The organism is Erythrobacter litoralis (assembly GCF_029760855.1).
In the GTDB taxonomy this organism is placed as follows: Bacteria; Pseudomonadota; Alphaproteobacteria; order Sphingomonadales; family Sphingomonadaceae; genus Qipengyuania; species Qipengyuania litoralis_A.
Genome location: NZ_SOSI01000002.1, coordinates 295,916 through 308,477, shown reverse-complemented (window position 1 = coordinate 308,477; position 12,562 = coordinate 295,916). Strand labels below are relative to the sequence as shown.

General features: G+C 61.7%; 13 protein-coding genes. 4 read left to right on the top strand and 9 right to left on the bottom strand.

Going from position 1 to position 12,562, the window contains the following annotated elements; all coding sequences use genetic code 11:
* The first annotated feature begins 4 nt into the window (after positions 1-4).
* Positions 5-427 carry a PaaI family thioesterase gene (locus tag E3U23_RS04400; RefSeq protein ID WP_279349985.1) on the top strand — a complete coding sequence of 141 codons (423 nt, stop codon included), beginning with the start codon at positions 5-7 and terminating at the stop codon, positions 425-427.
* Here E3U23_RS04400 and E3U23_RS04395 read toward each other — a convergent pair.
* From E3U23_RS04395 to miaA, 6 genes are all read right to left on the bottom strand, one after another.
* A complete protein-coding gene (locus E3U23_RS04395) occupies positions 424-1,572 on the bottom strand; it encodes an alpha-hydroxy acid oxidase (RefSeq protein WP_279349984.1) in 1,149 nt (382 codons plus the stop codon). The genes E3U23_RS04400 and E3U23_RS04395 overlap by 4 nt on opposite strands.
* Positions 1,573-1,591: 19 nt before the next feature.
* A complete protein-coding gene (locus E3U23_RS04390) occupies positions 1,592-2,233 on the bottom strand; it encodes a YceI family protein (protein WP_279349983.1) in 642 nt (213 codons plus the stop codon).
* A 135-nt stretch (positions 2,234-2,368) separates the two neighbouring features.
* Positions 2,369-3,403, bottom strand: coding sequence for a ketol-acid reductoisomerase (gene ilvC, locus E3U23_RS04385; protein WP_279350251.1), 1,035 nt, complete (start codon positions 3,401-3,403; stop codon positions 2,369-2,371).
* Between the two features lie 93 nt (positions 3,404-3,496).
* The gene (ilvN, locus tag E3U23_RS04380; protein ID WP_279349982.1) at positions 3,497-4,012 is read right to left on the bottom strand and encodes an acetolactate synthase small subunit; all 516 of its coding nucleotides are present in this window, start codon (positions 4,010-4,012) and stop codon (positions 3,497-3,499) included.
* Positions 4,012-5,760 carry a biosynthetic-type acetolactate synthase large subunit gene (ilvB, locus tag E3U23_RS04375; protein ID WP_279349981.1) on the bottom strand — a complete coding sequence of 583 codons (1,749 nt, stop codon included), beginning with the start codon at positions 5,758-5,760 and terminating at the stop codon, positions 4,012-4,014. The genes ilvN and ilvB overlap by 1 nt, the downstream gene beginning before the upstream one ends.
* A 101-nt stretch (positions 5,761-5,861) precedes the next feature.
* A complete protein-coding gene (miaA, locus tag E3U23_RS04370; RefSeq protein WP_279349980.1) occupies positions 5,862-6,809 on the bottom strand; it encodes a tRNA (adenosine(37)-N6)-dimethylallyltransferase MiaA in 948 nt (315 codons plus the stop codon).
* Here miaA and serB point away from each other — a divergent pair.
* Positions 6,802-7,686, top strand: a complete 885-nt coding sequence (gene serB / locus E3U23_RS04365) for a phosphoserine phosphatase SerB (RefSeq protein WP_279349979.1) — start codon at positions 6,802-6,804, stop codon at positions 7,684-7,686. The genes miaA and serB overlap by 8 nt on opposite strands.
* A 77-nt stretch (positions 7,687-7,763) precedes the next feature.
* Positions 7,764-8,594 carry a Coq4 family protein gene (locus tag E3U23_RS04360; protein ID WP_279349978.1) on the top strand — a complete coding sequence of 277 codons (831 nt, stop codon included), beginning with the start codon at positions 7,764-7,766 and terminating at the stop codon, positions 8,592-8,594.
* A gap of 4 nt (positions 8,595-8,598) precedes the next feature.
* Here the strand turns inward: E3U23_RS04360 and E3U23_RS04355 are convergent, their stop codons facing one another.
* The 3 genes from E3U23_RS04355 to E3U23_RS04345 are packed head-to-tail and all read right to left on the bottom strand — an operon-like array spanning position 8,599 to position 12,204.
* Positions 8,599-9,276 (bottom strand): nitroreductase family protein, encoded by a 678-nt coding sequence (locus tag E3U23_RS04355; RefSeq protein WP_279349977.1) that lies wholly within the window; start codon positions 9,274-9,276, stop codon positions 8,599-8,601.
* Between the two features lie 41 nt (positions 9,277-9,317).
* Positions 9,318-11,513 (bottom strand): phosphoribosylformylglycinamidine synthase subunit PurL, encoded by a 2,196-nt coding sequence (gene purL / locus E3U23_RS04350; protein WP_279349976.1) that lies wholly within the window; start codon positions 11,511-11,513, stop codon positions 9,318-9,320.
* A 10-nt stretch (positions 11,514-11,523) separates the two neighbouring features.
* A complete protein-coding gene (locus E3U23_RS04345) occupies positions 11,524-12,204 on the bottom strand; it encodes a hypothetical protein (RefSeq protein WP_279349975.1) in 681 nt (226 codons plus the stop codon).
* Between the two features lie 93 nt (positions 12,205-12,297).
* Between E3U23_RS04345 and E3U23_RS04340 the strand changes: the two genes are divergently transcribed.
* Positions 12,298-12,552, top strand: a complete 255-nt coding sequence (locus E3U23_RS04340) for an exodeoxyribonuclease VII small subunit (protein WP_279350250.1) — start codon at positions 12,298-12,300, stop codon at positions 12,550-12,552.
* The last annotated feature ends 10 nt before the right edge of the window (positions 12,553-12,562 follow it).

Sequence of the window (12,562 nt, the reverse complement as noted above, 5' to 3'; positions counted from 1 at the left end):
ACCGATGGCCGAAGGGCATTCGCTGTACGACACGATGGGGCTGGTGCGGATTGTTTCGACCGACCCGGAAGGACGGGCGAGCCTCGAATACGAGGCGAAGCGCGAGCAGTGCCATTCGGGCGGAGTAGTGCAGGGCGGTTTCATCACTGGCTGGATCGACGCGGCGATGGCGCACGCCGCCATTGCAAAGAACGGTAGTGGCATCGTGCCGATGACGCTCGAGATCAAGGTGAGCTTTTTCGCGCCGACCCGGCCCGGGCCGATCATCGCCGAAGCTTGGCTCGAGCGGCACGGCAAGCGTACCAGTTTTTACGAAGGACACCTCAAGGACGCCAATGGCGCGGTCCTGGCCAAAGCGACCAGCACGATCTTGCTTGCCGATGCGGGGCGGGTAGTCGCCGCCTCGCAGGCCGCGACGGGACGCTAGCGCCAGCGCAGCCGTTCGCGCGTCAGCTGATCCACCGAAGTGATGCCCATCAGGCGCATTCCCCGCTCGATCTCGTCTTTGAGGATACCGAGAGCACGCTCTACGCCGGCCTGTCCTGCCGCAGCCAGCGCATAAAGATAGAGGCGTCCACCACTCACCGCGGTCGCACCTGCCGCCATGCTTTTCAGGACATGCGTCCCCCGCCGCACGCCGCCGTCGAGAATGATTTCGATCTTGCCTCCGACCGCGTCGACTATTTCGGGCAACTGATCGAATGGCGAACGGCTGCCGTCCAGTTGACGTCCACCATGGTTGGAAAGCATGATCGCGTCCGCTCCGATCTCTACCGCGCGGCGGGCGTCGGCGGCGCTCATCACGCCCTTGAGAGCGAAGGTGCCTCCCCAGTCCTGCCGGATGCGTGCGGCGGTATCCCAATCCATGTTCGTATCGAGCATGGTGTTGAAATAATCCTGGATGCTCACCGCCTTGCCGGTCCCCTCCGCCACATAGCCGTCAAGCTGGGGAAGGCGGAATTTCGAACCGAATATATAATCGAGCGTCCAGCGCGGACGGGTGGCATAACTCCAGATCGAACGCGGAGTGAAGCGGGGCGGGGTGGTGAATCCCGAACGCAGGCATCGCTCGCGCTTGCCGGAAACGATGGTGTCGACCGTCAGCGCCAGCGCACCGAAGCGTGCCGCTTTGCAGCGTTCAATCATCGATGCGTTGAGCCCTTTGTCCTTATGAACGTAAAGCTGGAACAGCTTTGGCCCTTGCGTTGTCGTGGCAATATCCTCGATCGAATGCGTGGCGAGGCTAGAGATGCCGAACCACACGCCGAACTTTTCCGCGGCTCTTGCGACCGCCATTTCGCCATCGGTATGAAAGGCGCGTTGCAAGGCCGTCGGGCTTAGCATGAGGGGGAGCGCACTCTTTCGGCCCAGGATCGTGCAAGAGGTATCGATAGCGCCGACACCCGCCAGCACATCGGGCACGAGATCGGCATGGTCGAAAGCGCTGGTATTGCGCGCCTTGGTGGTCTCGTCGTCCGCCGCCCCGTCAATGTAGTCGTACACCGGAAAAGGCAGCCGCTTTTTGGCGAGGCGGCGGAAATCATCGATGTTGTGGCAGTCGGCAAGTTTCATCGCGACTGCCTATCCCGCCTCACTGCTTTTCGAAAGCCGCACTGATCTTGAGGTCGACCTCGTCGGCGACGTTCGGGATGCCGTAATCGATGCCCCACTGCGAGCGCTGGATGGTGGTTTCGGCTGTGAAGCCGACCGTTTCCGCCTGGTTCATCGGATTGGTGCCCGCACCGGTGAACTGCGTGACGAGCGCGACCGGGCCGCTTTGCCCGTTCATGGTCAGCGTGCCATTGATGATCGCGCGATTGGCACCGAGCGGAGTGACGCTAGTGGAAACGAAGCGCGCCATTCCAGGCTCCGCACCGAAGAAATCGGGATCGCCGCCATCCTTCCCGGGGCGTAGCAAATGGTCGCGCAGCCCTTCGCTCGGCACGGCAACCGAAGCGATGGGGATGCTGATATCGACGCTGGCGGCTCCGAGGTTCGCCGGATCGAGCTGCAACGTGCCCTCGATATCGCCGAACAGGCCGAAATAGGGATTGAAGCCGAAATGCCCGACGCTCCATTCGACCAGCGTATGGGCCGGATCGGTCGCATAGGTGCCGGCGGTGACGCGCGAGGCGTTCATTTGACCGGCGACCTCGGGATCTTGTGCCGAAAGATAGGCCGCGGGCGCAGCAATCGCACCCATCAGGGCAGCTGCCAAAATTGCTTTTTTCATCTCTTATTCCTTATGGGAAATTGACCGCCGAAAGACGCAACGGCTGCGCGCATCTTTCCCGCTGCAGATCGCAGCTACGAATTGAACCGCCGCAAGACTGCAACCGTTCCTTCCTCGGTTCCTAAAAGCGAAGTTTCAGTTCTTGTCTTTGTCGACCAGCTTGTTCGCGCCGATCCACGGCATCATCGCGCGAAGCTGCGCACCGGTCTTTTCGATCGGATGTGCGGCGGCCGCCTTGCGGCTTGCCTTCAGCTCCGGCTGCCCCGCCTGATTATCGAGCACGAAATCCTTCACGAACCGGCCCGACTGGATATCGGCCAGCACGCGTTTCATTTCGGCCTTGGTCTCGTCGGTAATGATCCGCGGACCGGTTTTGATGTCGCCGTATTCCGCGGTATTACTGATCGAGTAACGCATGTTGGCGATACCGCCTTCATATAGCAGATCGACGATCAGCTTGGTTTCGTGAAGGCATTCGAAATAGGCCATTTCGGGTGCGTAGCCCGCTTCTGTCAGCGTCTCGAACCCGGCTTGTATCAATGCGGTGATGCCGCCGCATAGCACTGCCTGCTCGCCGAACAGGTCGGTTTCGCATTCTTCCTTGAAGTCCGTTTCGATAATACCGGAACGCCCGCCGCCTACCGCGCTGGCATAGGACAGGGCGAGCTGCTTGGCATAGCCATTGCCGCCCGTCTGGCTGCTTTCCTGCGATACGGCGATGAGGCATGGCACGCCGCCGCCCTTCTGATATTCGCTGCGCACGGTGTGGCCCGGACCTTTGGGCGCGATCATGATGACGTCGACATCGCCCGGCGGGGTGATCAGGCCAAAATGGATGTTGAGCCCATGCGCGAACGCAAGCGCACTGCCAGGCTTCATCCTGCCCGCGATCTCGTTTGCATAGATGGCCGCCTGATGCTCGTCCGGTGCTAGGATCATCACAACGTCGGCCCATTCGGCGGCATCGGCTACGGTCTTGACCTCGAAGCCCGCGTTCTCCGCCTTTTTGCGCGTGGACGAACCTTCACGCAGCGCGATGACGACCTCGCCCACGCCGCTGTCGCGAAGATTGAGCGCGTGGGCATGGCCCTGGCTGCCATAGCCGACGATCGCGACCTTCTTGTCCTTGATCAGCTGCTGGTCGCAATCGGCATCGTAATAGACTTGCATTTCCACCTCGTTCGTCATCCCGGCTAAAGCCGAGATTTCGTGCCTCCAGGTCGCACGTTATGTCTGGAGACCCCGGCTTCCGCCGGGGCGACGTTATTCGGTTTGCGTCCCGCGCATCATGCCCACCACGCCGGAGCGACCGACTTCCACGAGGCCAAGCTCTCGCATCAAAGTGATGAAACTGTCGACCTTGTCCGGTGCGCCGGTCAGCTCGAAAACGAAGCTTGCAGTCGTGGTATCGACGACCTTGGCGCGAAACAGTTCGGCGATGCGCAGCGCCTCCACCCGCTTGTCACCCGTGCCGGCGACCTTAATCAGCGCGAGTTCGCGTTCGACGTGCGGACCGGCCTCGGTAAGGTCGATCACCTTGTGGACCGGCACCAATCGCTCGAGCTGCGCGCGGATCTGGTCGATTACCGGCGGCGGCCCATTTGTGACGACCGTGACGCGGCTGATTGCATGATCCTCGCTGATATCGGCCACGGTCAGACTATCGATATTGTAGCCCCGCGCGGTGAACAGTCCGGAAATCTTAGCAAGTATCCCGGCCTCGTTGTCGACAATCACGTTGAGGACGTGCCGTTCGCTAGCTTGTTCGGCAATTCTCATCAGACCAGCGCCTTCGCTTCGTCGTCCATCGTGCCGCCGACCTTGTCGCCGTAGAGCAGCATTTCGGTATGCGCCGCACCGCTCGGGATCATCGGGAAGCAGTTGGCGTCCTTCGCCACCATACAGTCGACGATTACGGGGCCATCATGGTCGAGCATCGCATGGATCCCGCCATCAAGACCGGCCTCCTCGGTGATGCGGATGCCCTTCCAGCCATAAGCTTCTGCGAGCTTCACAAAGTCCGGCAGGCTGTCGCTGTAGCTGTTCGAATAGCGGCTTTCATAGGTCAATTCCTGCCATTGGCGGACCATACCCATATACTCGTTATTCAGGATGAAGATCTTCACCGGCAAGCGGTACTGGCTGGCGGTGGCGAGCTCTTGAATATTCATTTGGATGCTGGCCTCGCCGGCGATGTCGATCACGAGCGCATCCGGATTGCCCAGCTGCGCGCCGATGGCGGCGGGCAGACCATAGCCCATCGTGCCGAGGCCGCCGCTCGTCAGCCACTTGTTCGGCCCCATGAAACCGAAATACTGCGCTGCCCACATCTGGTGCTGGCCGACCTCGGTGGTGATTATCGGATCGCGCGCGCGGGTCATCTCAAACAGGCGCTGCACCGCCTTTTGCGGCATGATCGTCTCGTGGCTTTCCGGATAGGCGAGGCATTCGCGTGCCTTCCAGCCCAGAATGCGCGCTTTCCATTCCGAAAGGTCCTGCGCCTTGCGGTTCTCCAGCGCGCCGAGCAATTGTTCGAGCACATGCGCGCAGTCGCCGACGATACCGAGATCGACGGGCACGATCTTGTTGATCTGCGCACGATCGATATCGATGTGTATCTTCTTCGCCTGCGGAGCGAAGGCATCGAGCCGCCCGGTCACCCGATCGTCGAACCGCGCACCGATGGCGACGATGAGGTCCGCGCGGTTCATCGCCATATTCGCTTCGTAAGTGCCGTGCATGCCCAGCATGCCGAGCCAGTCGGGATGGTCCGCCGGAAAGCAGCCTAGGCCCATCAGTGTGCTGGTGACCGGCGCACCGGTGCGGCGTTGCAGGTCGCGCAGCAAGTCGGATGCTCGCGGTCCGGCATTGATGACGCCGCCACCGGTATAGAAGACGGGTTGCTCCGCTGCGGCGAGCATTTCGGCGGCCTGCACTATCTCGTCATCCGTGGCGGCGAGGCGCGGTTCATAACGGTGCGAGGGAAGGGGAGCGGTGTCCTGCTCGTTCCAAGTTGCCATCGCGATCTGGACGTCCTTGGGGATGTCGATCACTACCGGACCCGGCCGCCCGGTTGTCGCGATGCGGAACGCTTCGTCGATCGTGGCGCGCAGCCGCTCTGGGTCTTTGACGAGGTAATTGTGCTTGGTGCAGTGGCGCGTGAGGCCGATTGTATCGGCTTCCTGGAACGCGTCGGTCCCGATCAGTCCGGTCGGTACCTGCCCGGTGATGACGACCATCGGGATCGAGTCCATGTAGGCATCGGCAATACCCGTCACCGCATTGGTCGCACCTGGACCGCTGGTGACGAGGACTACGCCAGGCTTGCCGGTCGAGCGGGCGTACCCTTCCGCCGCATGCGCCGCCCCGGCTTCATGGCGTACGAGGATGTGGCGAATGTCCCTATCTGCGAAGAGTTCGTCATAGATCGGTAGGACCGCGCCTCCGGGATAGCCGAAAACGAATTCGACACCCTGACGCTTCAGGCATTCGATCAGGATCGCGGCGCCGCTGCGCTCTTCGGACACGGGACTTCTCCGGTTACCAGACACAGATCGGCCCGGCGCTGGGGTCTGTAGCGCCGGGCCGACTGACGCCTGTTTGCGCAACGAGAGAGACGCTGTCAACCTTATTCGCGCAATAAAGAAACAAAACTTATTTCCATATCCAACATATTATTGCTCACACGGGGCCACCATACGGGTGGTTGATGCGCGAACCACGTGTACTGGCGCTTGGCGTAGCGCCGCGTGGCAGTCTGGCCAGCGACGATGGCTTCATCGCGCGATAGTTCGCCTTGAAGGAACGCCGAGATCTCCGGCACGCCAATGGCGCGCATGACAGGGAGCGCGGGATCGAGATCCCGGTCGAGCAATAGCGTGACTTCCTCGACCGCGCCGCCGTCGAACATTTGGCCAAAGCGGCGATCGCACCGCTCATAGAGCCATTCACGGTCGGGCAGCAGGACGAGAGGGTGAAGGGTGATCTTATCTCCGATGCCACCAGTCTTTTGTGCTTGCCAGTCTTTCAGTAAGCGCCCGGTTGCGCGCACCACCTCCAAGGCGCGCATCGTTCGCGCCATATCTGCGGGGGCCAGACGCCCCGCTGCCTCGGGGTCTTCCGCTTCGAGAGCTGCACGCGCCTCGGACTGCGTCAAGGAACGGACTGCCTTGCGAACATCCGAATTGATTCGTGGCACGGGCGCGATGCCTTCGAGCAGGGTGCGCAGATACAGGCCGGTACCGCCGCACAGGATCGGCACGACATCCTCGGCATGCAGCGCCGCGATCTCGCGCTTCGCCGACGCCGCCCAGTCAGCCGCTGAACAAGGCGTCGCTCCATCCCATGTACCGAACAGGCGGTGTTCGATGCCGCCCATCTCCTCTTCGCTCGGGCGGGCGGACAATACACGAAGGTCGGCATAGACCTGCGCGCTATCGGCATTGATCACTGCGGCCCGTTTTTCGCGTGCTTCCAACGCCTGTGCTAGCCGAACCGCCAAATCGCTCTTGCCGCTCGCGGTAGGCCCTGCAATGAGCGCGATAGGTGGCAATTCAGGGGAATTCACGATGCTCATCGCCCGGCTGATAGCAGAGCAGGAAGGGCTGGAAACCCGGCTCGACGCAGCCAGCGCCGCGCTTGCCGAAGCTGATGCGCCAGTAGCGATGGCGGCCATGCTCGATTTCTGCGGCGAGGCGCTGCAAATTTCCTTTCCGCATGGCGACCGGGCCGAAGTCGCGCGCATCCTGACCGAGCATTTCGGGCCATGCGACATGCTCATCGCCGATCACGAGATAGAGGTACCACGCCTGTTCGTTTCCGACATGGATTCGACAATGATTGGGCAGGAATGTATCGACGAACTCGCCGATTTCGCCGGCTTCAAGGACAAGGTTGCCTCGATTACCGAACGCGCAATGCGGGGCGAGATCGAGTTCGAGGCGGCTTTGCGCGAACGGGTCGCCTTGCTTGAAGGACTGGGCGAATTCGCGATCGACCGGTGCTTTTCCGAACGCATCCGGCCGACGCCGGGTGCGCGTACTCTCGTGCAGACATTGCGTGTCAGGGGATGCCGTACGGTGCTGGTCACGGGCGGCTTCCACCATTTTGCCGATCCGGTCGCACAGCAGCTCGGCTTCGAGCGTGTGGTCGGCAATCGCCTTGCGGTCGATAACGGCACGCTGACCGGCAAGCTTGCAGGGCGCATCAGCGACGCATCGACCAAGCGCGAAACGCTCGAGGAAGAGCGTGAAAAACTTGGTGAGGGCGCACGCATCCTCGCGACGGGCGACGGCGCCAACGACATTCCGATGATCGGGGCGGCGGATTACGGTATCGCCTATCGCGCGAAGCCCGCAGCGCAAGACGCTGCGAACGGTCGGATCGTCGGCGAGGATATTTCCGCCATACTCCTCCTGCTCGGCATTCCGCGCAAGGAATGGGTCGAAGGATAGCTTGCGTTCCGTTCGGCAACGGTTTATTTACATCAATGTAAGTAGTGGCGACCAATCAGCCGAGCGAGACCCGAATCATGCGCGAACAGACATTGCCCCAAACCGGTATCGAAGCCGCGAGCGACGGTACCCCGCTGCGCGATCCCGCGCGCGGGCGATTGAAATACAGTCTGCCTAAGGCCTATGGGCATTTCCGCGATCTCTTGAAGGACAAGGAAGAAACGAGCCACGTCTTCAAGATTTTCGAGTCCCTGCCGGCCAAGGATTTCGAGGACCGCGTGCGCCGTGTGACGCTGTCGCCCGAAGGCGAACAATTGCGGCGCGACGAACCTTATCTGCCGACGATTCTCGATGATCATGAAACCCTTCGCCAGTATCCCGAAGGCAGCGTGGCCCACGCTTACTGCGACTTCATGGAGCGGGAAGGCTTGTCCGCCGCCGGTCTTGTCGCTGAAGCCGAAAAGCTCGGTCGGCCGAAATACAATGATTTGATCCAGTGGTATGCCAACCGCAGCCGCGATACGCACGATCTGCTGCACATCCTCACCGGGTACGGGCGTGACGGGCTCGGCGAACAGTGTGTGCTGCTATTCACGCACGGGCAGCAGCCGAGCCACGGCCATCTACTTATCGGCTACGCAGGCGCGCATCATATCCGCAAGCTGCACAAATCGAAGGCGCCCGTTATCAAGGCGGTGCGCCAGGCGCATCAGACTGGCAAGGACTGCCCGATGTTGCTGCGTCTGCCGATCAAGCTGCTGCTGTCGATGCAGTTGGAGGATGCGCGCGCCGAACTCGGTATTCCCGAACCGACCTGGTACAATGAATGCCACCGCATCTGGCGTGAAGAGGGGATCGATCCTTACGACCTTCTCGCACCGGTACAGGAGCAGGCGGAAGCCGCCTGACCGCTTAGAGCCAGCTCGCAATTCGTTCGAGCGGCTTTTTGCGCATAGCGTGGTCCGGCACCGTCGCCCCTTTGGCGGCGTGTCCAGCAACGATAATCATCAGGGGCTTTTCCGTGTCGGGCCGCCCGCAAATCTCGCGCAAGAACCCCATCGGGCTCGGCGTATGCGTTAGCGTGGCCAGACCTGCCTCATGCAAGGTTGCGAGAAGGAGGCCGCAGGCGATGCCGACGCTTTCGTTGACGTAATAGTTTTGCGTTGTTCCATCCTCGTCGATCCCGCCCTTGCGCTGCGCGAAGCAGACGATGAGCCATGGCGCGGTTTCGAGAAACGGCTTGGACGCATCGGTGCCGAGAGGGTCGAGCGCGCTCAGCCATTCGTCACTGGCTTTCGCGGCGGTCATATCGTCGCCGTAAAAGCGCCGCTCCTCCGCCTCGGCTGTATGGCGGATGGTGCGTTTGGTTTCGAGCGAGCTAATCGCGGCGAAATGCCAAGGTTGATGGTTCGCGCCGCTTGGCGCGGTACCGGCAGCTCGGATGGCGTATTCTATGATTTCGCGAGGGACCGGCGCATCGGCGAACGCGCGGCAGGAGCGGCGGGTCGCGAGGCGCTCGAAAGCATGAGAAGCTTGGGCGATACGCTCGCTTTCGGTCAGGATGGGGAGGGCAGGGTAAGGTCGTTCCATAAGGTTTCGCTTACAGGACAAGCGGTATATTCCGCTGTAAGTTACCCCTCCATCCAATCGCGGAAGAAGCGATCGTTGGCCTCGCGCAACTCGGCGAGAGATACCGACCAATCTTCGCCCCGCACGGCATCGCCGCCGGAATTCGCAATGATCTCGCAACTCATTCCCTTGGCCATCGCCGCATCGTGCAGCGCGATTTCCTGACCCGACGGCACGGCGATCAGGTAATGCCCCTGCGGTTCTCCGAAGCAGCGATTGATGTCCGGCCTGCCGAGCACTTCGACCCCGATGCCGCCCGCCAGCGCCATCTCGGTGAGCGCGATCAAGACGCCGCCGTCCGATACGTCGTGGACCACGTCGACCTCGCCATTCGCAATCAGGTCGCGCACGAACTCGCCGTGCTTGCGCTCTTCGTTGAGGAAGACGCGCGGCGGAATGCCGTCGGTGCGACCGTGGATTTCACGCAGCCACAGGCTCTGCCCGAGCATCTGCATCGGTTCACCCAAAAGCAAAATCTTCATATCATCGCGCAGGTCTATCCGCGCCACTCTCGTATAATCGTCGATCAGGCCGACTCCGCCGATCGCCGGTGTCGGAAGGATAGCCGATCCGCCACCTGTCGCCTTGCTCTCGTTATAGAGCGAGACGTTCCCGCTCACGATCGGGAAGTCCAAGGCGCGGCATGCCTCACCCATGCCGTCGAGCGCGTGGACCAACTGCGCCATGATTTCGGGCCGCTGCGGATTGGCGAAATTGAGGCAATTGGTCACCGCAAGGGGACGTGCTCCGACCGCGCAGAGATTGCGATACGCCTCCGCAATCGCCTGCTTCCCGCCCTCGTAGGGGTCGGCGTAGACGTAGCGCGGGGTGCAGTCGGTCGTGATCGCCAATGCCTTGCCGGTACCATGAACGCGGACCACGCCTGCATCGCCGCCGGTCTGCAAGGTATCTGCCCCGACCTGGCTGTCGTACTGTTCCCAAATCCAGCGGCGCGAGGCAAGGGCGGGGGAGGCCATCAGCTTGAGCAGATCGCCCGCGATGTCGGTCGTCTCCGGCACGTCGCCGAGCGGCTCGATCTTCGCCCATTCCTTGTATTCGTCCTGCGAAAGATAGGGCCGGTCATATTCCGGGGCGTCCGCCGCCAACGGCCCGAGCGGAATGTCGCATACCACGTCGCCGCCGAATTCGAGTACCATGTGCCGGGTGTCGGTAACCTCGCCAATTACGGCAAAATCCAGCTCCCACTTGCGGAAAATCGCTTCTGCTTCCGCCTCACGTCCGGGCTTCAGCACCATGAGCATCCGCTCCTGGCTTTCGCTGAGCATCATCTCGTAGGGCGTCATGCCTTCTTCGCGACATGGCACCTTGTCCATGTCGAGCCGGATGCCCGCCTTTCCGTTGGTCGCCATTTCGACGCTGGAGGAGGTGAGGCCCGCCGCGCCCATATCCTGGATCGCGACGATGGCGTCCGTGGCCATCAGTTCGAGGCAGGCTTCGATCAGCAGCTTTTCGGTAAAGGGATCGCCGACTTGGACGGTGGGGCGCTTCTCTTCCGCGTCCTCGCCGAAATCGGCGCTAGCCATCGTGGCTCCGTGAATGCCGTCGCGGCCGGTCTTACTGCCGACATAGACGATGGGGTTCCCCACCCCGGTCGCAGCGGAATAGAAAATCTTATCAGCATCGGCTACGCCGACTGTCATCGCATTGACGAGGATGTTTCCATCATAGGCGGGGTCGAAATTTGTCTCGCCCGCGACGGTCGGCACGCCGACGCAATTGCCGTAGCCCCCGATCCCGGCCACCACGCCTTGCACCAGATGCTTCATCTTCGGATGATCGGGTCTACCGAAGCGCAACGCGTTGGCATTGGCAATCGGTCGCGCACCCATGGTGAACACGTCGCGAAGGATGCCGCCGACGCCTGTAGCCGCACCTTGATAGGGTTCGATATACGACGGATGGTTGTGGCTCTCCATCTTGAAGATGGCAGCTTGCCCGTCACCGATGTCGATCACGCCGGCATTCTCGCCCGGGCCACAAATTACCCACTCCGCCTCGGTCGGCAGTTTCTTCAGGTGCAGTCGCGAGGACTTGTAGCTGCAGTGCTCCGACCACATGACCGAGAAGATGCCGAGTTCGACGAGGTTCGGCTCACGGCCTAATGCGTTCAACACGCGCTCGTATTCGTCTTCGGAAAGGCCGTGCTGGGCGACGACGTCGGGGGTGATTTCGCTCATGCGCCGCCCTTTAGCGGGGCGGGCTCGCCACTGCCAGTCCGACTTCGCGTTTATGCCACCGCGACGAACCCACCCATACGGCGAGAAGGGTGATGACGGCGAAGGCGGCAAGGCCGGTCGCGATGAATTCTCCGTCAACGGTTGCCGGCGGCGGACGGAACCAGTTGACCCCCTGCGCGATAAGCAGGACCGCCATCAGCAGATAGGCCGGTACGATCGGACCCTTGGTGCGCTTCAGGTATAGCGCGAATGCGCCGAGCGTAATGGCCAGTTCTATCAAGATTGCGGCGGCGGGATGGTTCCACAGGCCGAGGCCGTAATGTTCACCGGTCCCCATCAGGGTGAGGTCGGGGCGATGCGAAATCCAGTCGAGCAGCCAGTGCGACATGACCACACCCCCTGCGAGCACTGCGCCGATTGCATTTCGGGACAGCGCGAAGACTAGTATTGCGAAACCGGCGGCCCATGCCGCCGTCCCAAGCAAACTGTGGGTGATCGGATAATCGAAGAAGTCGAGCGGGTTCATCGCCGTGATGCCCGGGACGATCCGCATCTGTTCCACGCCGAGCAGGACGAACAGGAAAAACGCCCAATCGACCAGTTGAGCCGCGACGAAGAGGACGCCAAGCTTTGGAGCATCGTCGCTGATCGCGCGTACGGCGAAGGCAGGCGCGAAATGGCCTATGAACAAAGCCGCTTCTCGCGCGTGCCGGTGGACATCTTCATAAACCTCCCGTCCGCTATTCTTGACCGCACCGCGATGCAGCGTCAATGCTCGCTAGCGATGGATCAGGGACCCGACACGCCGATCGCCGACATGAGTTTCGAGGACGCGTTGCGCGCGCTCGAGACGGTCGTTCGCAGGCTCGAGAGCGGCGACGTGCCGCTCGACGAAAGCATCGCGCTGTACGAACGGGGTGAGGAATTGCGAAAGGCGTGCCAGAAGCGGCTCGACGCGGCGCAGGCTCGGATCGAGAAGATCGTGCAGGATGCGGATGGCAAGCCGACCGGCACCGTTCCTTTCGATTCTGCGAACTGACGGCTCTGCG